28 protein-coding genes are annotated in these 26553 nt (G+C 62.2%); 9 read left to right on the forward strand and 19 right to left on the reverse strand.

The window, feature by feature from the left end; translation table 11 throughout:
* Window positions 1–60 precede the first annotated feature (60 nt).
* From ACX1DW_RS08865 to ACX1DW_RS08875, 3 genes are all read left to right on the forward strand, one after another.
* A complete protein-coding gene (locus ACX1DW_RS08865; RefSeq protein WP_458993249.1) occupies window positions 61–501 on the forward strand; it encodes a group II truncated hemoglobin in 441 nt (146 codons plus the stop codon).
* A gap of 176 nt (window positions 502–677) precedes the next feature.
* Entirely contained in the window at window positions 678–1226 is a 549-nt protein-coding gene (locus ACX1DW_RS08870; RefSeq protein ID WP_063543848.1) for a non-canonical purine NTP pyrophosphatase, read from the forward strand.
* 5 nt (window positions 1227–1231) lie between these two features.
* Window positions 1232–2023, forward strand: a complete 792-nt coding sequence (locus ACX1DW_RS08875; protein ID WP_063543846.1) for an SIR2 family protein — start codon at window positions 1232–1234, stop codon at window positions 2021–2023.
* Window positions 2024–2100: 77 nt separating this feature from the next.
* Here ACX1DW_RS08875 and ACX1DW_RS08880 read toward each other — a convergent pair whose 3' ends face one another.
* Window positions 2101–2616, reverse strand: a complete 516-nt coding sequence (locus ACX1DW_RS08880; protein ID WP_102840870.1) for a hypothetical protein — start codon at window positions 2614–2616, stop codon at window positions 2101–2103.
* Window positions 2617–2835: 219 nt separating this feature from the next.
* Window positions 2836–4773 carry a sodium:solute symporter family protein gene (locus tag ACX1DW_RS08885; RefSeq protein WP_458993250.1) on the reverse strand — a complete coding sequence of 646 codons (1938 nt, stop codon included), beginning with the start codon at window positions 4771–4773 and terminating at the stop codon, window positions 2836–2838.
* A 154-nt stretch (window positions 4774–4927) separates the two neighbouring features.
* Here ACX1DW_RS08885 and ACX1DW_RS08890 point away from each other — a divergent pair, with 154 nt between their 5' ends.
* The gene (locus ACX1DW_RS08890) at window positions 4928–5764 is read left to right on the forward strand and encodes a GNAT family N-acetyltransferase (RefSeq protein WP_133455889.1); all 837 of its coding nucleotides are present in this window, start codon (window positions 4928–4930) and stop codon (window positions 5762–5764) included.
* A gap of 16 nt (window positions 5765–5780) precedes the next feature.
* Here the strand turns inward: ACX1DW_RS08890 and ACX1DW_RS08895 are convergent, their stop codons facing one another.
* The 8 genes from ACX1DW_RS08895 to ispF all read right to left on the reverse strand — a co-directional run bounded on the left by ACX1DW_RS08895 (window position 5781) and on the right by ispF (window position 12301).
* A complete protein-coding gene (locus ACX1DW_RS08895) occupies window positions 5781–5918 on the reverse strand; it encodes a hypothetical protein (RefSeq protein WP_166082484.1) in 138 nt (45 codons plus the stop codon).
* Between the two features lie 526 nt (window positions 5919–6444).
* Window positions 6445–7440 carry an RNA polymerase sigma factor RpoS gene (rpoS, locus tag ACX1DW_RS08900; protein WP_063543840.1) on the reverse strand — a complete coding sequence of 332 codons (996 nt, stop codon included), beginning with the start codon at window positions 7438–7440 and terminating at the stop codon, window positions 6445–6447.
* 98 nt (window positions 7441–7538) lie between these two features.
* Window positions 7539–8345, reverse strand: a complete 807-nt coding sequence (locus tag ACX1DW_RS08905) for a peptidoglycan DD-metalloendopeptidase family protein (protein ID WP_133455890.1) — start codon at window positions 8343–8345, stop codon at window positions 7539–7541.
* 67 nt (window positions 8346–8412) lie between these two features.
* The gene (locus ACX1DW_RS08910; protein WP_458993251.1) at window positions 8413–9348 is read right to left on the reverse strand and encodes a polyprenyl-phosphate transporter; all 936 of its coding nucleotides are present in this window, start codon (window positions 9346–9348) and stop codon (window positions 8413–8415) included.
* Window positions 9349–9367: 19 nt separating this feature from the next.
* Window positions 9368–10003: a protein-L-isoaspartate(D-aspartate) O-methyltransferase gene (locus tag ACX1DW_RS08915; RefSeq protein WP_063544007.1), complete on the reverse strand. Its 636-nt coding sequence runs from the start codon at window positions 10001–10003 to the stop codon at window positions 9368–9370.
* A gap of 38 nt (window positions 10004–10041) precedes the next feature.
* On the reverse strand, window positions 10042–10791 hold the full coding sequence (gene surE / locus ACX1DW_RS08920) for a 5'/3'-nucleotidase SurE (RefSeq protein ID WP_063543836.1): 750 nt from the start codon (window positions 10789–10791) through the stop codon (window positions 10042–10044).
* Window positions 10791–11831: a tRNA pseudouridine(13) synthase TruD gene (gene truD, locus ACX1DW_RS08925; protein WP_125868518.1), complete on the reverse strand. Its 1041-nt coding sequence runs from the start codon at window positions 11829–11831 to the stop codon at window positions 10791–10793. Before truD ends, surE begins: the two co-directional genes overlap by 1 nt.
* Complete coding sequence (gene ispF / locus ACX1DW_RS08930) at window positions 11828–12301, reverse strand: 2-C-methyl-D-erythritol 2,4-cyclodiphosphate synthase (RefSeq protein WP_063543832.1); 474 nt, start codon at window positions 12299–12301, stop codon at window positions 11828–11830. The genes truD and ispF overlap by 4 nt, the downstream gene beginning before the upstream one ends.
* 181 nt (window positions 12302–12482) lie before the next feature.
* Between ispF and ACX1DW_RS08935 the strand changes: the two genes are divergently transcribed.
* Window positions 12483–12785 carry an ArsR/SmtB family transcription factor gene (locus tag ACX1DW_RS08935; protein WP_063543830.1) on the forward strand — a complete coding sequence of 101 codons (303 nt, stop codon included), beginning with the start codon at window positions 12483–12485 and terminating at the stop codon, window positions 12783–12785.
* A 37-nt stretch (window positions 12786–12822) separates the two neighbouring features.
* Window positions 12823–13872, forward strand: a complete 1050-nt coding sequence (locus ACX1DW_RS08940; protein ID WP_208217912.1) for an alkene reductase — start codon at window positions 12823–12825, stop codon at window positions 13870–13872.
* Between the two features lie 239 nt (window positions 13873–14111).
* On the opposite strand, the gene fghA is transcribed toward ACX1DW_RS08940, so the two are convergent.
* Together fghA and ACX1DW_RS08950 are read right to left on the reverse strand one after the other, a co-directional pair.
* Entirely contained in the window at window positions 14112–14957 is an 846-nt protein-coding gene (gene fghA / locus ACX1DW_RS08945; RefSeq protein ID WP_458993252.1) for an S-formylglutathione hydrolase, read from the reverse strand.
* Window positions 14958–15042: 85 nt separating this feature from the next.
* Window positions 15043–16158: an S-(hydroxymethyl)glutathione dehydrogenase/class III alcohol dehydrogenase gene (locus tag ACX1DW_RS08950; protein WP_041771927.1), complete on the reverse strand. Its 1116-nt coding sequence runs from the start codon at window positions 16156–16158 to the stop codon at window positions 15043–15045.
* Window positions 16159–16323: 165 nt separating this feature from the next.
* On the opposite strand from ACX1DW_RS08950, the gene ACX1DW_RS08955 reads away from it, so the two are divergent.
* The 3 genes from ACX1DW_RS08955 (at window position 16324) to ACX1DW_RS08965 (ending at window position 18916) form a co-directional block, all read left to right on the forward strand.
* A complete protein-coding gene (locus tag ACX1DW_RS08955; protein ID WP_458993253.1) occupies window positions 16324–17223 on the forward strand; it encodes a LysR substrate-binding domain-containing protein in 900 nt (299 codons plus the stop codon).
* A 136-nt stretch (window positions 17224–17359) separates the two neighbouring features.
* Complete coding sequence (locus tag ACX1DW_RS08960) at window positions 17360–17674, forward strand: HPF/RaiA family ribosome-associated protein (protein ID WP_102840862.1); 315 nt, start codon at window positions 17360–17362, stop codon at window positions 17672–17674.
* Between the two features lie 75 nt (window positions 17675–17749).
* Window positions 17750–18916: a baeRF3 domain-containing protein gene (locus tag ACX1DW_RS08965; RefSeq protein WP_270052810.1), complete on the forward strand. Its 1167-nt coding sequence runs from the start codon at window positions 17750–17752 to the stop codon at window positions 18914–18916.
* A 36-nt stretch (window positions 18917–18952) separates the two neighbouring features.
* On the opposite strand, the gene ispD is transcribed toward ACX1DW_RS08965, so the two are convergent.
* The 7 genes from ispD to ACX1DW_RS09000 all read right to left on the reverse strand — a co-directional run bounded on the left by ispD (window position 18953) and on the right by ACX1DW_RS09000 (window position 26423).
* Window positions 18953–19669 carry a 2-C-methyl-D-erythritol 4-phosphate cytidylyltransferase gene (gene ispD, locus ACX1DW_RS08970; protein ID WP_458993254.1) on the reverse strand — a complete coding sequence of 239 codons (717 nt, stop codon included), beginning with the start codon at window positions 19667–19669 and terminating at the stop codon, window positions 18953–18955.
* The gene (ftsB, locus tag ACX1DW_RS08975; protein WP_063543813.1) at window positions 19666–19944 is read right to left on the reverse strand and encodes a cell division protein FtsB; all 279 of its coding nucleotides are present in this window, start codon (window positions 19942–19944) and stop codon (window positions 19666–19668) included. The genes ispD and ftsB overlap by 4 nt, the downstream gene beginning before the upstream one ends.
* 148 nt (window positions 19945–20092) lie before the next feature.
* The gene (eno, locus tag ACX1DW_RS08980; RefSeq protein WP_102840859.1) at window positions 20093–21382 is read right to left on the reverse strand and encodes a phosphopyruvate hydratase; all 1290 of its coding nucleotides are present in this window, start codon (window positions 21380–21382) and stop codon (window positions 20093–20095) included.
* 34 nt (window positions 21383–21416) lie between these two features.
* Entirely contained in the window at window positions 21417–22262 is an 846-nt protein-coding gene (gene kdsA / locus ACX1DW_RS08985; RefSeq protein ID WP_133455898.1) for a 3-deoxy-8-phosphooctulonate synthase, read from the reverse strand.
* On the reverse strand, window positions 22259–23890 hold the full coding sequence (locus ACX1DW_RS08990) for a CTP synthase (RefSeq protein WP_133455899.1): 1632 nt from the start codon (window positions 23888–23890) through the stop codon (window positions 22259–22261). The genes kdsA and ACX1DW_RS08990 overlap by 4 nt, the downstream gene beginning before the upstream one ends.
* A 167-nt stretch (window positions 23891–24057) precedes the next feature.
* The gene (tilS, locus tag ACX1DW_RS08995) at window positions 24058–25347 is read right to left on the reverse strand and encodes a tRNA lysidine(34) synthetase TilS (protein WP_458993255.1); all 1290 of its coding nucleotides are present in this window, start codon (window positions 25345–25347) and stop codon (window positions 24058–24060) included.
* Window positions 25348–25472: 125 nt separating this feature from the next.
* Window positions 25473–26423, reverse strand: a complete 951-nt coding sequence (locus ACX1DW_RS09000) for an acetyl-CoA carboxylase carboxyltransferase subunit alpha (protein WP_014819915.1) — start codon at window positions 26421–26423, stop codon at window positions 25473–25475.
* Between the last annotated feature and the right edge of the window lie 130 nt (window positions 26424–26553).

Here is a 26553-nt window from a genome sequence, read left to right on the forward strand (position 1 = left end):
GTCTTGATCTGGCACAAGCGCGCATCATCCCGCGCCCCGTTTGCGAGCCAGAGGCGCACTATGAATCCCGATCAACGTCCCGTTTTCGGCGTCGGTGACGCCTCGTTCCAGGCAGCCGGTGGCGAAGCCGGCCTGCAGCGGCTGGTGGCCGATTTCTATCGGGTGATGGACGAAGCGCCCGAGGCCGCGAACGTCCGCGCGATGTACCCAGCGGACGTCAGCGAAGCCGCCGATCGACTGGCCAGCTTTCTGTGCGGCTGGTTGGGTGGGCCGAAACGCTACGCCGAGAAATATGGCGCCATCAGCATCCCGCAATTTCATACCCGCTGGCCGGTCGGCGAAGCCGAACGCGATGCCTGGCTGTTCTGTATGGAGCAGGCGATCGCCAGGCAACCCTACAGCCCGGACTTTTCCGAGTACCTGCTACGCCAGCTGCGCGTGCCGGCCGAGCGTATCCGCCAAGTGCAGGCCGCCTGCCCTGCCCAAACGGGCCACGGCTGAATACATCGGCGACGCCTGCCGCGCGGCGGCAATGAAGCCAAAGAGCCGCAAACCGAGCGCACCCTCTTGGCTGAAATCCGCCGCCGAGGAGAACCGAGCCCTCCCCCTTGCGTCATACAAGCATGGGTAGACCAACGCGACACCCGTTCGCTGCGCAACCGGAGCTGGCTCGTTCGATGAAAATCCGCTTCGCGTCCATCAATCAGCAGAAGATCCGCGAGGTTCGCGAGATCCTCGAGCCCAGTGGAATCGAGGTGAAGCCCTTCCCGATCCGCATCGAGGAGTTGCGCACCGAGGACCTTTACCAGCTGGTCAGCGACAAGCTGCTGGTGGCGTTCAAGATGATCGGCAAGCCGGTGTTCGTCGAACATACCGGGCTGTTCATCAACAGCCTCAACGGCTTTCCCGGCGGCCTGACCCAGATATTCTGGGATCGCCTGCAAGCCGAGCGCTTCTCCGAGCTGATCGGAAGGCTCGAGGACCCAGCGGCCGAAGCGCGAACCCTGATCGGCTACTGCGATGGGCGCAAGCGGCACTTCTTCGAAGGCGTGGTTCCGGGCCGCATCTCGCCGTCGCCCGCCGGTCATGGCGGCTTCGAGTGGGACGACGTGTTCATCCCCGAAGGTCAGAACCAGACGTTCGCGCAGCTGGGCACGCAGAAGAACGGCCTTTCCATGCGCCGCCGGGCGCTGGATGCCTTCGTTGCCTTTCTGCGGGAGTCCTGAAGCACATGGACCAACTGCGTGATGCCTACCGCAACAACCGGCTGATTCTCTTCGTCGGCTCCGGCGTCTCGGCCAACATCGGTCTGCCGCCATGGAAAGAGCTGATCGACGAGATCGCCGTGCAGCTCGACTACGACCCGGAGGTCTTCAACACCTACGGCAATTTCCTCGCCCTGGCCGAGTACTACCGGATCAAGAAAGGCAGCATCGGCCCGCTACGCAGCTGGATGGACCGTGAGTGGCACCGCAACATCGAGATCCGCGACTCCGAGATCCACCGGCTCATCGTTCATGGCCGTTTTCCGGCGATCTACACCACCAACTACGACCGCTGGCTGGAATATGCCCATGACGCCTACGCGGTGGACTACATCAAGATCGCCAATGCCAGCGACCTCACCAAGGCGCGTGATGGCGTCCGGCAGATCGTCAAGTTCCATGGCGATTTCGATGACGATGCCTCGATCGTGCTCGACGAGACCAGCTATTACCAACGGCTGCAATTCGAAACGCCATTGGATATAAAACTGCGCGCAGACACGCTGAGCAAGGCTGTCCTGTTTATCGGTTACAGCCTGTCGGATACGAATATCCGCCTGCTTTTCCACAAGCTGTCGAAGATATGGAACGAACATGAAACGTTGGGCGTTCGCCCTATTTCATATGTCTTCTCGCACAAGCCGAACCCGGTTCAGGAAGAAGTGTTGCGACAATGGGGGATTCGCATGATCGCATCAGAGGATGACGAACCTGGCATTGCACTCAGGAACTTTCTGCAACAGTTGGTAGAAAGCTAACTCAAGAAACAGAACAAGCGAAACGGCAACGGTAGAACAACTAGCGCGACGCCGTCGAGGCGCCGCGCAGGCTTCGATCAATAATTGAAGCCGATACCGATACTGTAGAGGAACACGCCGTCATCATATCGATCCTGCGCATCGCTGCCGCTCTTGAACAGGAACTGATATTCCGCCATGGCGGTAATGAAGGTCTTGTCCTGCACCCAATACTTGAAGCCAACTTCCGGCCCCGCCATGAACGTCTCGTCCACCCGATCACCGTAGACACCGCCGATGCTGGCACCAATGAAAGGTCGCGCCTTGCCGGTACCGAAGTGATAGTCATAGAAGACCCGGGTCGAACCGTCGAACTTCACGCTCTCACCCTCGGTATCGCGCGCATTGACGGTTTGCCTTACACCCCACAGGGACGCTTCGCTCAAATACTGACCCCAACTTCCCTGTACGGAAAACACAGTATCGTCAAAGTCTTTGTCGCTGCTTCCTGCGCCACCCAACGTGATTTCCTTGTCGCCGGTCATGGGTGCCGCTCCGGCAATAGCCGGAAGCATTGCGACAACCATTAAGGAAGTTTTGAAAAGTCGATTCATGACGGCACCTCTTATGCTTGTTTTCAATTACGCATTAACTCTGCGTAGGGGTGAGACAAGCATGTAAACCGGATGGTTGCCGAAAGAATCGACGAATGACCTGCATTTCATCAGAAATCACAGGAAAGTGCTTTAACAGGATGATTCTTATCGATTTATGACCTAAACAAATATCAATAAGCCATCAATTCCAATACGGTCAATTACGGCTTTGACTCTTCAGCGCGCCACATCCGCATCTTCCGTATGTACTTCGGACGAGTGCTCGTCAGACTGTCGGTCGAAGTAATGGCTGAAAGCCAGATATATCCATACCGGCATCAACGCAAGCCCGACGACTACGCACGTCCAGGCCAGCACAGCACTGCCTTCGGGATCCGGAAACAGCAAGCGCCCGATGCCGACCAACAGGGTATATACGGACAGTGCCGTGACCGCGACGGCGAACAACCTGACGCCCAGCGCCTTGAGTGATTCCCTACGATCAAAGCCACAGCGCGCCGCGGTTTTGCCCCAGAACCCGAAGGGCCGAACACGCCGATAGAAGCGGTCAAGGGTTTGCGTATCGGTTGCAGGCGTGACGAAGCTCACCAGAACCGCCGCACTGCAGGTCACGAGCGACATGATGCTCAGACGGACCCACTCGCGCTCCGGATCCGTGCCGAGGAAGTACAGCAGCAGGGGCGCGGTGATCAGCGAAAACACCATGGCCGTCAGCTCGGAATACAGGTTGATCCGCTCCCATAACCAGCGCAGCACCAGCACCGAGCCCATGCCGGCTCCAAACAGCAGCGAGATGAACCAGGCGGTCTGGATCGAACCGAGGTTAGCCATGATGATCATCGCGATCAGCAGGATGAGCACGTTGGACAGCCGCGCCACCAGCACCAGCTCCTTGTCCTTCGGCTTGCGCTTGAGCAGTTTCGGCGCAACCACGCCGCCGTAGACGTCGTTGCTCCAATAGGAGGCGCCCCAGTTCAGATGCGTGTCCACCGTCGAGGCGAGCGCCGCCAGCAGCCCCACCAGCATCAGGCCACGGAAGCCCGGCGGCAGCAACTCATCGATGCCGGTGACGAACAGCGCCTCGCGAGCGGCAGTGAAGCCGTCCCCGCTCATGTCTTCGGGGCTGAACGGATAGAGCACCAGCAGGCCGATGGCGATCGCCAGCCAGAACAGGCTGCGCAGGAAGATCTGCAACCAGGTGAACACCAGCCCGGCGATGCGCGCTTCGCGGTCGGTCGGACAGGCCATGCTGCGCTGTGCCAGATAGCCGGTGCCATCGGAGTTCATCTGAAACAGCCACTGCAAACCGACGATCATCAGGAACGGCAAAAGCGCCTCGCCAGCATTGCTGGGCGGTGCGAACGACAGCATCTTGCTGGCCTGCTCGCTACCGTACAGCTCGACGACACGGTCGGTAAGGCCGCCTAGCCCGCCGGCGGCATCGACCACGAACCAGGCGTAGGCCAACGTGCCCAGCATCGCCACACTGAACTGCATGACGTCGGTCTGCACCACCGCGCGCAGGCCGCCGGTGATCGAGTACATGGCGGTGAATGCCAGAATGAGCAGAATCGAGATGAGGTTGTTGGTACTGGTGGTCAGCTGATCGAGGTCCGTGATGCTCTCGCCCAGTTCGATGCCGCTTGCCTGAACCGCGCTCTGAATCATCCCGTAGGTGCCGCCCGGCAGCCATTCGTGCCAGGGCAGGAATACCTCGGCGATACGGATAGCGGCGACCAGTACCATCGCCAGCACCACGCAGTTGATTACCGTGCCGTAGTAGATCGCCTTGAACAACCGCAGCGGCACCACGGCTGGACCGCTGTAGCGCACACGTGTCAGCTCCGCATCGGTCAACACGCCAGCACGGCGCCAGCCAGAGGCAAACACCCAGGCCAGCAGCAGAAAGGCCAGACCGTAGATCCATAGCCGCCAAAGCGCAAACACACCGGCGGTGGCGACCAGGCCGCTGACCAGCAACGGCGTGTCGGCTGCGAATTGCGTCGCGGACATCGACACACCCGCGCGCCAGCCTTTGATGGTTCGGCCGGCCAAAAAGTACTCATGCAGACTCTGCGATGCCTTGCTGCGGGCGCGCATGCCCGCCGACAGGCCATAGAAGACAAACGCGAGCACGATCACTAAGTCCAACATCTTGTTATTCCTGTCGTTGGCGTACCTAAAGGGTGAGAGCCCGACGACCTGGGAAAAGATGCAGTGAGCGGATGAACGGCATGCCAGCGGGACAGGCTTTGGCGAACAAGTGGCAGGCGCTAGACTGGCGTGATCGAAAACGCCCCGGACGTCCATGCCTGTACTTGAGTACCAGCGCTTACCCCAGCCGCAGAAGCCTCTGCTGGTCAAGTTCTATCGAACCCACCACAACCGCAACCGGGTGCGCCCCGAAGCCAGTTGCTGGGTTGCCAGATGTGGCGAGATCATCGCCGGCCTTTGCCTGACGCCGGTTGCCGATGGCCATTTTCTGACCGGACTACTGGTCAGCCCTGCCGAGCGCGGCCGCGGGATCGGTCAGGGGCTGGTGCGCCGGGCGCTGCGTTGCGTCTCGGGGCCGGTCTGGCTGTTCTGTAAACCGGAGCTGCAAGAGTTTTATGCCCGGCTCGGTTTCAGCGAGGCAGTACAGCTACCGCAAATGCTGGAAGATCGTCTTGCCCGTTATCGCCGCAGCAAGACCTTGATCGCTCTGACTCATCGCCAGAAGGAAGACGCCATGCCCGACGCCACCCTGAATATCGCAATTGCCTGCCTGTTCGACGAACACGGACGGTTGCTGGTGGTACGCAAGCGCGGTACGCGCTTCTTCATGTTGCCCGGCGGCAAGGCCGAGCCAGGCGAAACCGCCTTGCAGACGCTCAGGCGGGAGCTGGCCGAGGAGCTGGCGCTCTCCCTGGAAGATCGAGATCTTGAGTCGCTAGGACAATTCCGGGCGCCGGCAGCCAACGAACCGAACCATCAGGTCCAGGCGCAAGTGTTCGTTGGACGCCTTCCGCACCCCGTCAGCGTTCAGGCAGAAATCGAAGAGATGGGCTGGCTGGATCTGGAACCCTGCCACCGTGATGACGTTGCGCCACTGTTACGGACGCAGGTTCTGCCGGCCTTGCTCGAGCGCGCAGCCGCGCGCGCATGATCTGCCGAGCGCCAGCTCAAGGAGAGATCGGATCGCTGGCCGGGAAGGTTTCCTCGATGGCCTCGTCGAGCTGCTCTTCGTCCGCCTCGTCGGGGCGCCGGGCTGCATCGTCCCGGTCCTCAGGCGACTGGTCATGCTGCTGATCACCGTTCATGTTGACCTCCGTGATGGCTGTTGAGCCTTAGGCCGTGCGAAGGCAACTCGGTTCAGTCCACTTTTCTCAAGGCAAAAAAAGGGGCGGGATACGATCCCGCCCGCCTCCTTCCCTGTTCCCTTGATCCCTTCTCATCGTCCTGATGGCACCGCGTCCTGCGATGATCCCTGACCTTCATCCTGAAGGCCGTGCTAATCCCTGAGCACGTGGGCGATATTAATGATCGCAGGGCCAAGGACAACTGCGTCAGGTCGCCACATTGCCCGCATCCCGCGCCGAACAAACGACTAAAACCCCTTAAAAATCAAATACTTACCAAGATACTCACAAGTGAGTAGCGGTTCAGCGAGGCTGCTACGTTGGCTTTGCTTACATCGCTTGTAAGTGAATGCTTACAAACGATATCGAAGAAGTGGAAACTCAGGACGATTGGCTTAAGTCGATCGCACGAAGCCATTACCTTCTGGGCAAGCGTACGAACAAGCCGCTGCGCCGACCGGGGCCTCCGGCCGGCGCAGCGTTGCGCTCACTGGAAAAGCGCGTCGCTGGACAACCCGTTGCGCTCGAGAATCTCGCGCAGGCGGCGCAACGCCTCGACCTGGATCTGGCGCACGCGCTCGCGTGTCAGGCCGATCTCCTGGCCGACTTCCTCCAGCGTCGAAGCCTCGTGTCCACGCAACCCGAAGCGACGGATGACGACCTCGCGCTGCTTCTCGGACAAATCCGACAGCCACTGATCGATACTGGCCGACAGATCGTCATCCAGCAGCAGCTCGCATGGGTCGGTTGGTCGATCGTCGGTCAGCGTATCGAGCAATGTCTTGTCGGTATCCGGTCCGAGCGAGACGTCCACCGAGGTGACCCGCTCATTGAGGCCGAGCATGCGCTTGACCTCGCCGACCGGCTTCTCGAGCAGGTTGGCGATCTCTTCCGGGCTGGGTTCGTGATCGAGCTTCTGCGTCAGTTCGCGAGCTGCACGCAGATAGACGTTCAGCTCCTTGACCACATGGATCGGCAGACGAATCGTCCGGGTCTGGTTCATGATGGCCCGCTCGATAGTCTGCCGGATCCACCAGGTCGCGTAGGTCGAGAAACGGAAGCCGCGCTCCGGATCGAATTTCTCCACCGCACGGATCAGCCCGAGATTGCCCTCCTCGACCAGATCAAGCAGGGAAAGGCCGCGGTTAACGTAGCGCCGGGCGATCTTGACCACCAGGCGCAGGTTGCTCTCGATCATCCGCTTGCGCCCCGCCGGATCGCCTTTTTGCGCAAGACGCGCGAAATGCACTTCTTCTTCGGGCGTCAGGAGGGGAGAGAAACCGATTTCGTTGAGGTACAACTGGGTCGCATCTAGCGCACGGTTGTAATCGATGAACTTGTGTTGTTTGCTGGATGCGGCCTTGGGTCTGCCTGCACCGGCAGCCTTGGTCACTTTGTCTTTCTGGTCGAAGTGGATGGGCGTTTCCATGAGCAGAACCGCATCGTCGACGTCAAACTCCAGCGCTTGGTCTTTAAGTGCCATTATTCTTGTCCTGTTCCGAGTTCGACAACAGGCCCAAGCGACGCGGGTCCTTGGCTACGCTCAAGCCTAACCTAGTGCTGGAACAGGCAGGCGACAGGTCAACGTCTTGGCAGATATTGCAGCGGGTCTACGGGTTTACCCTGGCGACGAATTTCGAAATGCAGCTTCACCCGGTCGGTTCCCGTCGATCCCATCTCGGCAATACCTTGCCCAGCCTTGACTTGTTGGCCCTCCCGCACCAGCAGCCTGCGGTTGTGTCCGTAGGCGCTTACATAGGTATCGCTGTGCTTGATGATCACAAGTTCGCCGTAACCCCGTAATCCACTGCCGGCGTACACAACAGTCCCATCAGAAGCAGCTAGAACAGGCTGTCCTAATTCCCCAGCGATATCAATTCCTTTATTCAAACTACCGTTTGAGGAAAAACGACCGATGATCGTGCCGTTCGCCGGCCATGCCCAACCGCTCGCCGAGCGGGCTACAGGGGTGACTGGCGTACGTGCCTGCGGATTGGATGGCGGGCTTGGCTGAGTGCTGATCGCCGGCTGACGGGGAACCGGGTTGGCGACCACCACCGGGGAAGATGGCGCCGGCTTGGGTGCTGGCTGGGGCCGTGGCGCGGCGGCCGCTACTCGAGCGCTGCTGCCACTGAAGCGGATCTTTTGTCCGGGATAGATAACATGCGGTGGCTGGATGCCGTTCACCCGTGCCAGCTCACGCCAGTCCCAGCCGAAGCGGAACGCGATGGACCAGAGCGTATCGCCGCGCCGCACGATGTACTGGCCGCTGGTGACCTTGTCACGCTGGTTGCGGTCGACGACCTGAACGCCGCCGCCCTGGGGCGATGAGGCACAACCGACCAGCGTTCCGGCTATCACCAGAACGCCGAGCATCGAACGGACCATGGGGTCGCGCATCCACCGCGGTACTGCTGTGAGCCTCAATGCCCGCTCCCTTTCATAGACAAGTGCGTCAGACGCCTTCAGTCATCGGCTGGCGCCGGCCGGCAAACCACTCGAGCCCCAGGACCAGAACGATACCACCCACGGCCAACAGTACGGCCAGCAGCAGCTGAGGGTCCTGCCCGGTCAGGTCGCCATAGGCGCCAGGCAGCAGATTGTGCTGCAGGACCGGAACGTTCTCGCCACTGGAATTGGTGCGCCAGGTCAGCGTTTCCTTCCATGGCCAGACCTTGTTCAGCGAGCCGAGCATCAGTCCGGTCAGAAACGCCAGGGTCAGGTCGCGCCAACGCTTGAGCAGCCAACTGAGGAACTTGGCGAAGCTCAACAAGCCTACCAGGCACCCCGCGGCGAAGACCGCCATCACACCGAGATCGAACCCCTTCACCGCGCCCAGAACCACCGGGTACAGCCCCAGCAGCACCAGGATGAAACTGCCGGAAATGCCCGGCAGGATCATCGCGCAGATGGCAATCGCGCCAGCAAAGAAAAGGCTCAGGCTGCTGCTGCCCCACTGCACCGGCGCAGCTACGGTAATCCAGTAGGCAAAACCGATACCCAGGCAGAAGCTCACCAGACGCGACAGGTTGCGGCGCTGAATTTCCTTGCCCACCAGATGGACAGAAACCAGGATGAGGCCGAAGAAGAAGGACCAGACGGGAATCTGATGCTCTTCCAGAAGATAGGTAATCAGCCTGGCCAGGCTGAGAATGCTGGTCAGGATGCCGGCGAACAGCACCAGCAGGAAGCTTGCATTGGCGGTTTTCCAGGCCTCGGCGAAACGCCCCCGCAACAACGGGCCGACCGCATATGGCACGGCGCTGATGGAGCGCAGCAACTCATCATAGATACCGGTGATGAACGCCACGGTACCGCCCGAGACACCGGGCACCACGTCCGCAGCCCCCATCGCCATGCCTTTGGCGTACAACAAAAAAGCGTTTTTCATGCTTCCTTCCGCTGAATGATCAAATCACGGGTCCATTGAGCAGCGGCACGAAACGTACGGTATCCAGAAGATGGCGCGAAAAGCCGTTTTCCTCTCGAATGATCAGCATGAGTTGCTGGACCTCGCCGGCACCCACCGGAATCACCAGACGCCCGCCGGGCGCCAGCTGATCAAGCAAGGCCTGCGGCACATCGGTTGCCGCCGCGGTGACGATGATGCCGTTGTAAGGCGCCAGTGCAGGCCAGCCCTCCCAACCATCGCCCCAGCGAAAGACCACATTGCGCAGCTTGAGTTCGACCAGTCGTTCCTTGGCCCGGTCCTGCAGCGCCTGGATGCGCTCCACCGAAAACACCCGCTCGACCAGCTGAGCCAACACCGCGGTCTGGTAGCCGGAGCCGGTGCCGATCTCCAGTACCTTGTCCAGCGGACCGTCGGCCAGCAGGAGTTCGCTCATCCGGGCGACCATGAACGGCTGGGAAATCGTCTGGTTATGGCCTATCGGCAACGCGGTGTCTTCGTAGGCACGGTGTGCCAGCGCCTCGTCGACGAACAGATGACGAGGGGTACGGCGGATCACTTCGAGCACATGGGCGTTGGACAGCCCTTCTTCGTAGAGCCGCTGAATCAGACGGTCACGTGTGCGCTGTGAGGTCATCCCCGAGCCGTGCAGCAGGCTGTCTTGTCCGCGGTGTATCACAGCACGTTCTCCAGCCAGCTCTCGAGACCGTGGAAGGCCTCACGGAAGGTTCGATCAAGCTGCAGCGGGGTTATGGAGACATAACCCTGCATGACTGCATGGAAATCGGTGCCCGGACCGCCATCTTCGACATCACCGGCCACGGAAATCCAGTAGCCTTCCTTGCCACGCGGATTGGCCTGCTTGACCGGCGGTTTGGCCCTGCTGCGATGGCCCAGACGCGTCAGCTGGATGCCGCGGATATGGTCCAGCGGCAGATTGGGCACGTTGACACTGAGGACGGTGCGCGGCGGAAGCTCCAGCTGGTCGTGCTTCTCCACCAGAGCCCGAGCGATGTAGGCAGCGGTTGGCAGGTTGTCCGGCAAACGGGAGACCAGCGAGAAGGCGAAAGCCGGCCGACCGGTGAAGCGCCCTTCGATGGCCGCGGCAACCGTTCCTGAATAAAGCACGTCATCGCCCAGATTGGCACCGAGATTGATACCCGAGACCACCATGTCCGGCGTTTCCTCGAGCAATCCGTTGAGGCCAAGGTGAACGCAATCGGTGGGCGAGCCATTCAGGCCGATAAAGCCGTTGGGCATGGTCACGGGATGAAGCGGGCGGTCCAGGGTAAGCGCGCTGCTGGCGCCGCTCATGTCCTGGATCGGGGCAACCACCTTGCACTCGGCATAGCCGCCCAGCGCGTCATAAAGCGCGGCGAGCCCGGGTGCATACACCCCGTCGTCGTTGGCGATCAGAATACGCATCAGATGTCCGTCTGCCCTGCCAGGCTGACCAGCTCACGCACCACGGCGGTGGCGAAGCATCCGGTCGGCAGGACGAATTCCAGTTGCAGAATGTCAGGCCCGGGATAATGCCACGACAAACCGCTGATGGGGAGGCGGAGAATGCGCCGTTCGTGCTTCATCCCTGCCTGCGCCAACCAATTGGCGACAGCCGATTCATTTGTAGCGACGGCGTCTTCCAGTGCCTGTATTTCGTCACCTGCTGGCGACCCCCCAACGCCCCATAAAGGGCCGGTCGGATGCAGATCCAGAATCCTCAGGCGCGGGTCTGCGCACTCGTCCGGCCCGGCGGGGAAAAAGCTGCGACTGTCGGTGAATGCCAGCAGATCGCCCACTCGTGCCTGATCCCAGCTGCCATCAGCAACCCGTTCGGCGAGCACACGGTTGAACAGGTAACTGCGGCCAGCCGAAAGCAGGCGCGAACGCATGTTGCGCTGCTCCGGCAGCTCTCCTTTCGCCGCGAAGTGGCGCGCCCCGTGGAGGTTGCCACCTTCATAGCCGAAACGCTGCAGGCCGAAGTAGTTCGGCACCCCCTGCAGCTTGATCCGCTCCAGCCGCGCGTCGAGCTGCGTATGATCGGCATGCAGCTCGGTCAGACGCAGACGAAACCCATTGGCCGAATGCGCGCCGCGCTGCAACTTGCGCTGATGACGAACGCACTGGAGCAGCCGCAGGCTGCCGTCTTCGGCGGCGCTCAGATCGGGGTCGGCCTTGCCCGGCAGATGCAGGCTGAACCACTGCCGGGTCAGCGCCTGGCGGTCCTTCAGGCCCGCATAGCTGATCATCTTCAGCGCCACGCCAGCGGCGCGGGCGATACGTTTGGCGGCTTCCTCGGTGTTCAGATTGCGCTTTTCAACCCACAACCAGAGGTGTTCACCCTCGCCGGACAGCGGGATATCGAGCACCTCATCGACCTGAAAATCCTCGGCGACCGCTTTCAGCACCGCACTGCCGCAAGGCTCGCCATGGGCACGCGGCCCGAGCAGCTGATCTTCGGTCATGCGCGGACCAGCAAGGCAACCGCGTGAACGGCGATCCCCTCCTCGCGCCCGGTGAAGCCGAGCTTCTCGGTGGTGGTGGCCTTGACGTTGACCTGATCCAGCTCCACCTGCAGGTCTGCGGCGATCAGCGCACGCATGCTTTCGATGTGCGGCGCCATCTTCGGGGCCTGGGCGACGATCGTCGCGTCGACATTGCCGACCATGTAGCCCTTGGCCTGCACCTGCGCCAGCACATGGCGTAGCAGCACGCGGCTGTCGGCGCCCTTGAATTGCGGGTCGGTGTCCGGGAAATGCTTGCCGATATCACCCAGCGCTGCGGCACCGAGCAGCGCGTCACTCAGGGCATGCAGCAGTACGTCGCCGTCGGAATGGGCGAGCAGCCCGAACCGGTGTGGAATCCGCACGCCGCCAAGCGTGATGTGGTCGCCTTCGCCGAAGCGGTGCACGTCGTAACCGTGGCCGATACGCATAGATCAAACACCCTGGAATAACTCGAGGCGGCGATTCTACAGGAGGCGGATGTCCCTGAGCGGATCGCCGCGGCGCGCCCGTACATCGACGCCGCCGATAACCACCATCAGCCGAATCGATCTTGTATCGTCAAACACCGATATATAGTTCGCCTCAAACCGATATAGGCAGCTGAAGACCATGCCGGACGACTTCGACGACATCATCAAGGCCCTCGCCCATCCGCTGCGCCGCGACATCCTGCGCTGGCTCAAGGAGCCGCAACGCTATTTCGCCGAGCAGCACCATTCGTTAGAGAACGGCGTGTGTGCCGGTCAGATCGATCAGCGCGCCGGCCTGTCGCAGTCAACCGTATCGGCCCACCTGGCGACCCTGCAGAAAGCCGGATTGGTGACCAGCCAGAAGGTCGGCCAGTGGCATTTTTTCAAGCGCAACGATGCCCTGATCCAGACCTTCATCGAGCGCATCGGCCAGGAACTCTGAACTTACGAACCACCACCTGAACAGGAGCGGTATCGCTATGCCCACACTCTTCGACCCGATCAAGATCGGCGACCTGGAACTGAACAATCGCATCATCATGGCGCCGCTGACCCGCTGCCGAGCCGAGCCCGGCCGCGTGCCAGGCGACCTGATCGCCGAGTACTACGCCCAGCGCGCCGACGCTGGCCTGATCATCAGCGAAGCCACCTCGGTCACGCCGATGGGTGTGGGCTATCCGGACACTCCGGGCATCTGGTCGGCCGAGCAGGTTCAGGGCTGGAAGAAGGTCACCGATGCCGTGCATGCCAAGGGCAGCAAGATCGTCCTGCAGCTCTGGCATGTCGGCCGCATCTCCGACCCGATCTACCTCGACGGCCAGCTGCCGGTCGCGCCCAGCGCCATCAAGCCCGCCGGGCACGTCAGTCTGGTCCGCCCGATGAAGGATTACGAAACGCCTCGCGCCCTTGAGATCAACGAGATCCCCGGCATCATCGAGGCCTACCGCAAGGGTGCCGAGAATGCGAAGGAAGCCGGTTTCGACGGTGTCGAAATCCATGGCGCCAATGGTTACCTGCTCGACCAGTTCCTGCAGGACAGCACCAACAAGCGCACCGATGCCTACGGTGGCTCGCTGGAGAATCGTGCACGGTTGATGCTCGAAGTGACTGACGCAGCGATCTCGGTGTGGGGCGCGGGGCGCGTCGGTGTGCACCTGGCACCGCGCGCCGACGCCCACGACATGGGCGATTCCAACCGTGCCGAGACCTTCGGCTACGTAGCCCGCGAGCTGGGCAAGCGCGGCATCGCCTTCATCTGCACCCGCGAGAAGGCCGGTGAAGACAGCCTCGGCCCGCAGCTCAAGCAGCTCTTCGGCGGCGTCTACATCGCCAACGAACGCTTCACCAAGGAACAGGCCAACGCCTGGCTGGCGGAAGGCAAGGCCGATGCGGTGGCCTTCGGTATTCCGTACATCGCCAATCCGGATCTGGTCGAGCGTCTGCGTCAGGACGCACCGCTGAACGAGCCGAAACCCGAGCTGTTCTACGCCCAGGGCCCGGCTGGCTATACCGATTATCCGTCGCTCTAAGCTCCTGGCGATGGAAAGGCCCGAGCGGCATGTCCGCTCGGGCCTTTTTTATGTCCTGCCGTCCCTGGCAGTAGACGTGCGCAAGAGGCTGCGCGGCCAACGTCCTACGCCTTCAGCGCGCGCTGTGCGGCCTCGTAGGGTGGAAAACCGCGAAGCGCTTTCCACGCGAGCAGGGTCATGCAAAACACCCCGGTGCCGACCGAAACAGCCGCGTGGATGAGGCTGTGCCGTCATCCACCCTACGCGCTCAGTGCTTCGGCATGATGGCGCAGGTGATCGTCGATGAAGCTGGCGATGAAGTAGTAGCTGTGGTCGTAGCCCGGCTGGATGCGCAGGGTCAGCGGGTGACCGGCCGAATCCGCAGCGGCGCGCAGCGCCTGCGGCTTGAGCTGGCCGTCCATGAAATCATCGCGATCACCCTGGTCGACCAGAAGCGGCAAGCGCTCGCGGGCCTCGGCGATCAGCGCGCAGGCATCCCACTCCCGCCAGCGCGAACGATCCTCGCCGAGATAGCGGCCGAAGGCCTTTTCACCCCAGGGACAGTTGATCGGGTTGCTGATCGGCGCAAAGGCCGATACCGAGCGATAGCGGCCAGGATTTTTCAGCGCGCAGATGAGCGCCCCGTGTCCGCCCATGGAGTGCCCGCTGATGCCGCGGCGGTCGGAGACCGGGAAGTTGGCCTCGACCAGTGCCGGCAGTTCCTCGACGACGTAGTCGTACATCCGGTAGTGCTGGGCCCAGGGCTCTTGCGTCGCATTGAGATAGAAGCCCGCGCCCAGGCCGAAATCCCAGGCGCCATCGGCGTCATCCGGCACGCCTGGGCCGCGCGGGCTGGTGTCCGGCGCGACAATGATCAGGCCGAGCTCGGCAGCAAGCCGCAGCGCCCCGGCCTTCTGCATGAAGTTCTCTTCGGTGCAGGTCAGGCCGGACAGCCAGTACAGCACCGGCAGCTTCTCGCCCTGTTCTGCCTGTGGCGGCAGATATACGGCGAATACCATGTCGCAGTTCAGGGCGTTGGAGCGGTGGCGGTAGCGCTTGTGCCAGCCACCGAAGCTCTTGTTGCTGGAAACGATTTCAAGGGTCATGAGCGGCCTCGCGCAAGGTGGAAACCGCGCAGGCCTCCACCGGTCGAGGTGGACAAGCCGCCGAACGGCATTGCCCACCCTGGGGTCAGAAGTGGATGACGGTACGGATGCTCTTGCCTTCGTGCATCAGGTCGAACGCTTCGTTGATCTGCTCCAGCGGCAGGTTGTGGGTGATGAAGGTGTCCAGCGGAATCTCGCCGCTCTGCGCCTTTTCCACATAGCTCGGCAGCTCGGTACGCCCCTTCACGCCGCCGAACGCCGAACCGCGCCATACGCGCCCGGTGACCAGCTGGAACGGACGCGTGCTGATTTCCTGGCCCGCGCCGGCTACGCCGATGATGGTCGACTCGCCCCAGCCCTTGTGGCAGCACTCCAGCGCCGCGCGCATCAGCTGCACGTTGCCGACGCATTCGAAGGAATAGTCGACGCCGCCATCGGTCATCTCGACGATTACTTCCTGGATCGGCTTGTCGTGGTCTTTCGGATTGACGAAGTCAGTGGCGCCCAGCTCTTCGGCAATAGCGAACTTGCCCGGGTTGATGTCGATGGCAATGATCCGGCTGGCCTTGGCCATCTTCGCACCAATGATCGCCGCCAGACCGATGCCACCCAGGCCGAAGATCGCCACGGTGGCGCCCTCTTCCACCTTAGCGGTGTTCAGCACGGCACCGATCCCGGTGGTCACCCCGCAACCGAGCAGGCAGACCTTTTCCAGCGGAGCTTCCTTGGGAATCTTGGCCACCGAGACTTCCGGCAGCACGGTGTACTCGGAGAAGGTCGAGCAGCCCATGTAGTGGTAGATCGGCTCACCGTTGTAGCTGAAGCGCGTGGTGCCATCGGGCATCAGGCCCTTGCCCTGGGTGGCGCGCACGGAGCTGCACAGGTTGGTCTTGCCCGACTTACAGAACTTGCACTCGCGGCATTCGGCGGTATAGAGCGGAATCACGTGATCGCCGACCGCCACCGAGGTGACGCCCTCGCCCACCGCCTCGACGATGCCGCCACCCTCATGCCCGAGGATGCAGGGGAATACGCCTTCCGAATCCTCTCCGGAGAGGGTGTAGGCGTCGGTATGGCAAACACCGGTGGCGACGATACGGATCAGGACCTCGCCAGCCTTGGGCGGGGCGACATCCACTTCAACGATCTGCAGGGGCTGGTTGGGGCCGAAGGCAACGGCGGCGCGCGATTTGATGGTCATGAACATCACTCTCGACTGATGCAGGAAAAACAGAGAGTGTAATTCACGACTCCGTGGGGATTGACCGGCGTCCAAGGAAACATTGTTGCGGTACAGGGACAATCAGCAAACATCAGGCTAGGATTCGTATCTGTTTCACTGCTGTACCCATTTTGCGGAGCCAACATGAATCGCTGGGAAGGCCTCGATGAGTTCGTCGCCGTGGTCGAGTGCGGCAGTTTCATGCGCGCCGCCGAGCGACTGCGTATTTCTACCTCGCACGTCAGCCGCCAGATTGCTCGTCTGGAAGAGCGCCTGCAGGCCCGCCTGCTCTACCGCACCACTCGCCGCGTGTCGCTGACCGAGGCCGGCCATACATTTTTTGCACGCTGCCAGCGATTGATCGAGGAGCGTGACGATGCCTTCCTCGCCATCAGCGACTTGCACAGCGCGCCGACCGGCCTGCTGCGCATGACCGCCGCAGTCGCCTACGGCGAGCGCTTCATCGTGCCGCTGGTGAACGAGTTCATGGCGCGTCATCCACAGCTGCGTGTCGATATCGAGCTATCCAACCGCACCCTGGATCTGGTCCAGGAAGGCTACGACCTGGCCATTCGCTTGGGCAGACTCGGCGAGTCACGCCTGGTCGCGACGCGCATCGCGCCACGCGCCATGTACCTGTGCGCCGCGCCGGGCTACCTGGAGCGCTATGGCCGCCCGCACACGCTCTCCGAGTTGGCCCGGCACAACTGTTTGATCGGCACGAGCGACACCTGGGTATTCCAGGTCGATGGGCGCGAGCAGCATTTCAAGCCCAGCGGCAACTGGCGCTGCAACAGTGGCGAAGCGGTGCTCGACGCCGCCCTGCGCGGCTTCGGTCTTTGCCAGCTGCCGGACTACTACGTGCAGAAGCCGTTGCGCGACGGTGAGCTGGTCTCGCTGCTGGAACACAACCAGCCGCCAGACACCGCGGTCTGGGCTGTCTACCCGCAGCGACGTTACCTGTTGCCGAAGGTGCGCCTGTTGATCGAAGCACTCAAGGACGGTCTCGCCCGGCGTTCCGAATATGCCGAAAGCGCGAGCTGAGCGCCGTTGGACCGCGCGTCCGAGGTCGGCATCGAGGTGGAACCCGCCCCTGCCCGCCACGTCGTACGTTGTGTAGCTGCGACGCTTGGCGCCGCCAGCGCCTAACGCGCGCAGCGCTGCAAATCAGGAGGAGACCATGCAGGTTCTGGTGAACAGTAACCACAGCATCAGCGTTACCGCCGACCTCGAAGAACGGGTCAAGGCGACGGTCGAGACCGAACTGGAACGCTTCGATGACCATCTGACCCGAATCGAAGTGCATCTGAACGACGAGAACAGCAACAAGAGTGGGCCGCACGACAAGCGCTGCCAGATGGAGGCGCGGGTCAAGGGCCATGAACCCCTCTCAGCGACCCACAAGGCCGAGACATTGGAATTGGCTATCAACGGGGCAGCGGAAAAGCTCAATCACGCCCTCAGCCACGCCCTGGACAAGTTCAACCGCCACTGACCTGGCCACCGATGGCCATTGAACGCGCCATCGTCACTTCTGCGAGGGACCGAACCACACCACTGGAGGCCACGCATGAATCGACTGCTCGATCGTGAAACCCTGACCCAACTGCTGAAACACCGGGACGGCCCCTGCCTTTCGCTGTACCAGCAAACGCATCGCAGTTTTCCGGAGCGCCAGCAGGACCCGATCCGCTTCAAGCAGCTGGTCAAGCAACTGGAGGATTCGCTCAGACAGCAGGGCCATGCCGACCAGGTGCAAAGCCTGCTCAAGCCCTTCTACGCGCTGATCGATGACAACGATTTCTGGAACCACAGCCTCGATGGCCTAGCGGCGTTCGGCGCAAAGGACTATTTCCAGGTCTATCGGCTGCAGCGCAGCGTGCCAGAGATGGCTGTCGCCAACGACCGCATGCATCTCAAGCCGCTGGTGCGCATTGCACAATCGGCCGATCGCTACCAGATTCTCTGCCTGTCACGCGACTCGGTGCGCCTGTTCGAGGGCAACCGGGATGCTCTGGATGAGGTGCCGCTGCATGAAGCGGTGCCCAGAACGCTGGCCGATGCACTCGGTAGCGATCTGACCGAGAAAGGTCAGAGCGGCTTCCCCCAGGGCTACAGTCGCGCCAGCGAACGGGGCGATCCGATGCAGGTCGAGGCTGGCGGCAGCGGCAAACAGGCGGAGATCGACCGCGACCGTGACCGCTATTTCCGCGAGGTCGATCGCGCAATCACCGAACACCACTCCCGGCCGTCCGGCCTGCCGCTGATCCTCGCGGCGCTGCCGGAACAACAGCCACACTTCCGCCGCATCAGTCACAACGAGTACCTGCTACCGGAAGGCATCGAGAACGGGCAGCGCGCCTTGGGCGTCGACGAACTGCGGGACAAGAGCTGGATGGTGATGCAGCCGCGCTATCTGAAGCGGTTGGAAGGCTTGCTGAATCAGTTCGGCGCCTCCCATGGTCAGGGCCTCGCCTCGGACCAGCTCGAAGACATCGGTCAGGCGACCCGCCAGGGTCGGGTTGCCACGCTGTTGGTCGAAGCAGAGCGGCAGATCCCCGGACGGGTCGACAAGAACGAGGGAAGCGCTGTTTCGGCCAGCGCCGAGGCTGCGAACACGCCCGACGTGCTGGACGAGCTGACCATCTGGACGCTTGAGCAAGGCGGTGAAGTCGTCGTGGTGCCGACCGAGCGGATGCCGACCGGCACCGGAGCAGCGGCAATCTACCGCTTCTAACGAGGCTGGCGGGCAACGCTGGTTGCCCGCCGCGCTTCAGGCGTGACGCTCGCCTTGCCAGCAGCGCTCCAACCAGGCGAGATCTTCAGGCCGGGTGACCTTGAGGTTATCGGCGCGACCTTCGATCACGCGCGGTGAATGGCCGGCCCACTCCATTGCAGACGCCTCGTCGGTCACCTGCAGCCCACCGGCGAGCGCCGAGTCCAACGCCGCGCGCAACATACCCAAGCGGAACATTTGCGGCGTAAAGGCTTGCCAGATGACGCTGCGGTCCACCGTTTCCACGACCCGCCCCTGCGGCCCTACACGCTTGAGCGTGTCCCGCGCAGGCACAGCCAGCAGTCCCCCAACCGGATCATCGGCAAGCTCGACGAGCAGGCGATTCAGATCGTCGCGCGCCAGATTGGGTCGGGCGGCGTCATGCACCAGCACCCAGTCGTCCGCGCTCGCTCCCGCCTCGGCAAGGCGCTGCAGGCCGTTGAGTACCGAATCACAACGCTCGCGCCCACCCGCCGCCCGCAGGATGCGCGCATCCCTGGCGTAGTCCAGGTTCGACCAGTAGGGATCGTCGGACGCCAGACAGACCACCAGTCCGGCCAGGGCCGGGTGGTCGATGAAACGATCGAGGGTATGCTCGAGAATGCAGCGCCCAGCCAACCGCAGGTACTGCTTGGGACGGTCTGCACGCATGCGACTGCCGATCCCTGCTGCCGGAATGACGACCCAGAATTTCGACAACTGGACTTGGCTCATTCGACGAACTGGTAGAGGGTTTCGCCCTCTTTGACCATGCCCAACTCCTGACGCGCACGCTCCTCGACGGTTTCCATGCCCTGCTTGAGCTCCAGGACTTCAGCTTCGAGGATTCGATTGCGCTCCAGCAGCCGCTCGTTCTCGCCCTGCTGGTCGGCAATCTGCTTGTTCAGACTGTTGACCTGCGCCAGGCTGCCCTCGCCCACCCAAAGACGGTACTGCAGCCCGCCGAGAAGCAGGATCAGCACGACGAACAACCAGTAGGGGCGACGCATAGCAGGCATGAAACGACTTCGGCGGCAGTTCGAATGAGGAAGACAACACAGCAACGACTATCTTGGCGCGGGAGTGATCGCCCACCAAGACGATGCCGATTGAAACAAAAAAGGGCGACTCGCGCCGCCCTTTTTTAATGCTGCAGGATCAGCCGCGGAATTCGGCACGACCGTTGTACGGTGCCTTGCCGGCCAGCTGCTCTTCGATACGCAGCAGCTGGTTGTACTTCGACACGCGGTCGGAGCGGCACAGCGAACCGGTCTTGATCTGACCAGCGGCAGTGCCGACGGCCAGGTCGGCGATGGTGCTGTCTTCGGTCTCGCCGGAACGGTGCGAGATCACCGCGGTGTAACCGGCCGCCTTGGCCATCTGAATGGCTTCCAGGGTTTCGGTCAGCGAGCCGATCTGGTTGAACTTGATCAGGATCGAGTTGCCGATTTTCTCGTCGATGCCGCGCTTGAGGATCTTGGTGTTGGTCACGAACAGGTCGTCACCGACCAGCTGAACCTTCTCGCCGATCTTGTCGGTTAGTGCCTTCCAGCCAGCCCAGTCGGACTCGTCCATGCCATCTTCGATGGAGATGATCGGGTAGCGCTGGGTCAGGCCCGCCAGGTAATCCGCGAAGCCCTCGGCGTCGAACACCTTGCCTTCACCGGCCAGGTCGTATTTGCCGTCCTTGTAGAACTCGCTGGAAGCGCAGTCCAGGGCCAGCGTGACGTCACTGCCCAGTTTGTAGCCGGCCTTCTCGACCGCCTCGGCGATGGCACCCAGCGCATCCTCGTTGGAGGCCAGGTTCGGCGCGAAGCCGCCCTCGTCGCCCACAGCGGTGTTCAGGCCACGAGCCTTCAGCACGGCCTTCAGGTGATGGAAGATCTCGGCACCCATGCGCAGCGCGTCAGCGAAGGTCTTGGCGCCAACCGGCTGGACCATGAATTCCTGGATGTCGACGTTGTTGTCCGCGTGTTCGCCGCCGTTGATGATGTTCATCATCGGAACCGGCATCGAATACTGGCCAGGGGTGCCATTGAGGTCGGCGATGTGCGCGTAGAGCGGCACGCCCTTGGCTTGGGCAGCGGCCTTGGCAGCCGCCAGGGACACGGCGAGGATCGCGTTAGCGCCGAGCTTGGCCTTGTTCTCGGTACCGTCGAGCTCGATCATGGCGTGGTCCAGGGCCTTCTGATCGGCCGGATCCTTGCCCAGCAGCAGATCGCGAATCGGGCCGTTGACGTTGCCCACGGCCTTCAGCACGCCCTTGCCCAGGTAGCGGCTCTTGTCGCCATCGCGCAGTTCCAGAGCCTCGCGCGAACCGGTGGATGCACCGGACGGCGCGCAGGCGCTGCCGATGATGCCGTTATCGAGGATCACATCGGCTTCCACGGTGGGGTTGCCACGGGAGTCGAGAACTTCACGCCCCTTGATGTCGACGATCTTTGCCATTGTTGTTAACACTCCATAGATAGCTGCAAGGCTTTCAAGCAGTTTCGATTGGCGGGAAATTCTTGACCAGATCATCCAGCTGCTTGAGCTGGGTGAGGAAAGCTTCGAGCTTGTTCAGACGCAGCGCGCACGGACCGTCGCACTTGGCATTCTCCGGTTCCGGATGCGCCTCCAGAAACAGCCCGGCCAGCCCCTGGGACAGGCCGGCCTTGGCCAGGTCGGTGACCTGGGCACGCCGCCCACCAGCCGAGTCGGCGCGACCGCCCGGCATCTGCAGGGCATGGGTGACGTCGAAGAACACCGGGTATTCGAACTGCTTCATGATGCCGAAGCCGAGCATGTCGACGACCAGATTGTTGTAGCCGAAGGACGAGCCGCGCTCGCAGAGGATCAGCTGGTCATTACCAGCCTCCTCGCACTTCTTCAGGATGTGCTTCATCTCCTGCGGTGCGAGAAATTGCGCTTTCTTGATGTTGATCACCGCACCGGTCTTGGCCATCGCCACCACCAGGTCGGTCTGCCGCGAGAGGAAGGCCGGCAGCTGGATGATGTCACAGACATCGGCCACCGGCTGCGCCTGCCACGGCTCGTGTACGTCGGTGATGACCGGAACGCCAAAGGTCTTCTTCACTTCCTCGAAGATCTTCATCCCCTCTTCCAGACCGGGGCCGCGGAACGAGGTGATCGAGGAACGGTTGGCCTTGTCGAAGCTCGCCTTGAAGACGTAGGGAATGCCGAGCTTCTCGGTCACCCGCACGTATTCTTCACAGGCCTGCATGGCCAGGTCCCGCGACTCGAGGACGTTGATGCCGCCAAACAGCACGAACGGCTTGTCGTTGGCGATGTCGATGTTGCCTACGCGAATGGTCTTCTGGCTCATGCCTTCTTCGCCTTGTATTCCAGCGCTGCGTTGACGAAGCCGCTGAACAGCGGATGACCGTCGCGCGGCGTGGAGGTGAACTCAGGGTGAAACTGGCAAGCGACGAACCATGGATGATCCGGAGCCTCGACCACTTCCACCAGCGCACCGTCTCCGGAGCGCCCGGTGATCTTCAGTCCGGCTGCCTGCAGTTGCGGCAGCAGGTTGTTGTTCACTTCATAGCGATGACGATGACGCTCGACGATGCGCTCCTGGCCATAGCATTCGAACACCTTCGAGCCCGGCTCCAGACCACATTCCTGCGCACCGAGGCGCATGGTGCCGCCGAGGTCGGAGCTATCGCTGCGGGTCTCCACCGCGCCGCTGGCATCTTCCCACTCGGTGATCAGACCGACGACCGGGTGACCGCTGTCCTTGTCGAACTCGGTGGAGTTGGCATCGGTCCAGCCCAGCACATCGCGAGCGAACTCGATGACCGCCACCTGCATGCCCAGGCAGATACCCAGATAGGGGATCTTGTTCTCGCGGGCATAGCGCACGGTGGCGATCTTGCCTTCAACGCCGCGCAGGCCGAAACCGCCCGGCACCAGAATGGCATCGACGCCTTCCAGCAGGCCGGTGCCCTGGTTCTCGATGTCTTCGGAATCGATGTAACGCAGGTTCACTTTGGTCCGACTCTGGATGCCAGCGTGGCTCATCGCCTCGATCAGAGATTTGTAGGCGTCCAGAAGTTCCATGTACTTGCCAACCATGGCGATGGTGACTTCCTTCTCCGGATGCAGCTTGGCATCAACGACACGATCCCATTCGGAGAGATCGGCGCCACGGCATTCGAGACCGAAACGTTCGACGACGTAGTCATCGAGACCCTGAGCATGCAGGATGCCCGGAATCTTGTAGATGGTGTCGGCGTCCGGCAGGCTGATTACCGCGCGCTCTTCGACGTTGGTGAACAGCGCGATCTTGCGCCGCGAAGACACGTCGATGGCGCGATCCGAACGGCAGACCAGCACGTCGGGCTGCAGGCCGATGGAGCGCAGCTCCTTCACCGAATGCTGGGTTGGCTTGGTCTTGGTCTCGCCGGCGGTGGCGATGTAAGGCACCAGCGTCAGGTGCATCAGCATGGCGCGCTTGGCGCCGACTTCGACACGCAACTGGCGGATGGCCTCGAGGAAGGGTTGCGACTCGATGTCGCCCACGGTACCGCCGACCTCAACCAGGGCCACGTCAGCGTCGCCGGCACCCTTGATGATGCGACGCTTGATCTCGTCGGTGATGTGCGGGATGACCTGGATGGTTGCGCCCAGGTAGTCGCCCCGGCGCTCTCGGCGAAGCACGTCTTCGTAGACGCGACCAGTGGTGAAGTTGTTGTTCTGGGTCATGCGGGTGCGGATGAACCGCTCGTAGTGGCCCAGGTCGAGGTCGGTCTCGGCGCCGTCATGGGTGACAAACACCTCGCCGTGCTGGAACGGGCTCATGGTGCCCGGATCGACGTTGATGTAAGGGTCCAGCTTGAGCATCGTGACCTTCAGGCCCCGCGCCTCCAGGATGGCCGCCAATGAAGCCGAGGCGATGCCTTTCCCCAATGAAGAAACAACACCACCCGTGACGAAGATGTAGCGCGTCATGAAAAACCCTAGAAGTCTGCGTTAAGCGGCCGGCGCCGCCGGGGGAAAGCGAAGGTGCCATTGCGCGGATCGGCAATAGCGCAACTGCCGCGGATTCGAAGAAACCGCAGAAGCTGTATTGAGACGGGAGCGTAGTCTACCGGAAAGCCCCTATCAGCTCAAACCACTTAGCAGCCCGGCGCGCACCACTTCAGGGCACACCGACCAGCGCTCAGTTGCGGAAGGTTGGCCACGGCGACCAGTTGTTCATCGCAATACAGCAAGGGCAATCGGCCACGGGCAAACGCAGGAACCCCAGCTTCATTCAGCAGGCGCTTGAGGTCTCGCCGGCCGCGACCGGACACATCCATCACTTCACCACCGGTTCGATAGCGAATCTGCAGCCTGCCAATGGGCGGCGCCCCCTCCAGCCGAAGCGAGCCATTGCCGGGAAGCTGCAGCTCGTCGGACGGGTCGAGCCAGTCGACTGGCCCGCCAACAGACGCAAGCCAGCCGTCCGGCAGCCACCAGACGCGCTCGCCACTGCGCTGCAGCTCACCACCTGCCAGTCGCCAGCGAGGCGTGGCATCCGCCCTGGCGTCACGCAGACACTCCCAGCCGGCCCAGTGATTCTCATCCGGCGCCAGGGCTCGCCCTGCCAACCAATGACGCAGCGCATTGCGCTGCCGCGCCGGCGTCAGCTCGCGCAACGGCGCAAGAGCAAGACTCGGCAGATTCAGCCAGTCGAAATTAATGTCGGCTTGGGCATCCGCGAGATCCTGCTGCGCCAGCTCATCGAGCAGCTGCTGCGCGTCAGCCATATGCACTGCCGTGCGTGCCAGGCTGGATGAAACCTGAGGCCAGCGCTGCTGCAGCAGAGGCAGGACCTGCCGACGCAGAAAATTGCGTGAATACTCCAGCTGCTGATTGCTGGGATCCTCGACCCAGGAGAGACCATTGGCGCGCGCATAATCCTCCAACTCGGCCCGGGAGACATCCAGCAACGGCCGAACCAGGCTGCCGCGCCCCATCGATCGCACACCCGGCATCGCCGACAGCCCGCGCACACCGGCGCCGCGCAACAGGCGGAACAGCAGCGTCTCGGCCTGGTCATCGCGATGCTGCCCGGTCAGCAGCAGCTCACCCTCCCCTACACAGGCGCTGAACGCCTGGTAGCGGGCATCGCGCGCAGCCCGCTCCAGACTGGCACCGGGAACAACCCGCACACGCACGATTTCCAGCGTGACGCCGAGCCGGTCGCAGACTCGCTGACAGTGTGCCGGCCAGTCATCACCAGCGGCTTGTAGGCCATGATGCACATGGATCGCACGAATCAACGGCAGCGCCTGACGCTCAGACAGCCGCGCCAACGCATGCAGCAAAACGGTGGAGTCGAGACCGCCGGAAAACGCCACCCACCACGCCGATGAGCCGCGCCACGGAGCAAGACGGGAAAGGAGAAGAGAATCGAGGGACATGCGGGCGCTTCGAAAATCGAGAATGCCGGCAAGCATAAGGCTCAGGAGCGAAAGCCGCGAGCGAAGGCCCGACAGCGAATCCTGGCGTGCCTCGCTCAGAGAGGCGAAGCACGCACAGGGATGACTCAGGCGATACCGTAGCTCATCAGACGCTCATAGCGACGCGCCAGCAGCGCATCGGTATCCAGCGACTTGAGCATGTGCAACTGGCTGTTGAGCTGCTCGCGCATGGCCGCAGCCATGACGGCCGGATTGCGATGCGCGCCGCCCAGCGGCTCGGGGATCACCTTGTCGACGATGCCCAGATCTTTCAGGCGCTCGGCGGTGACACCCATGGCCTCGGCGGCCTCCGGCGCCTTCTCGGCGGTACGCCAGAGAATCGAGGCGCAACCTTCCGGCGAGATCACCGCGTAGGTGGAATACTGCAGCATGTTCAGCTGGTCGCAGACGCCGATCGCCAGCGCACCGCCAGAACCGCCCTCGCCAATCACGGTGGCGATGATCGGCGTCTTCAGTCGCGCCATCACGCGCAGGTTCCAGGCGATGGCCTCGCTCTGGTTGCGCTCTTCGGCATCGATCCCCGGGTAGGCGCCCGGAGTATCGATGAAGGTCAGGATCGGCATCTTGAAGCGCTCGGCCATCTCCATCAGACGGCAGGCCTTGCGATAGCCCTCCGGACGCGGCATACCGAAGTTGCGACGCACCTTCTCGCGTACTTCACGGCCTTTCTGATGACCGATGATCATCACCGGCTGGCCGTCCAGACGCGCCGTACCACCAACAATGGCCGCGTCGTCGGAGAAATGGCGGTCACCGTGCAGTTCTTCGAACTCGGTGAACAGGTGATTGATGTAATCGAGGGTATAGGGCCGCTGCGGGTGGCGAGCCAGACGGGCGATCTGCCAGCTGGTCAGGTTGCCGAAGATGCTTTCGGTGAGCGACTCGCTCTTGTCCTGCAGGCGGGCAATCTCATCGCCGATGTTCAGCGAATTGTCGTTACCAACCAGGCGCAATTCTTCGATCTTGGCTTGCAGGTCGGCGATCGGCTGTTCGAAATCCAGAAAGTTCGGGTTCATAGGCATCCGTCATGCGTCGACGGCCAGGCGGCCGGGAGGCTGTTCCGTTTTTTGCGCCTTACCTTACGGGAGCGGCGCATTCAGGTCGAACAAAAATTGTTCTGAAACCATGACCCGGTCAGCACCGGGC

Source organism: Stutzerimonas sp. KH-1, from assembly GCF_054483855.1.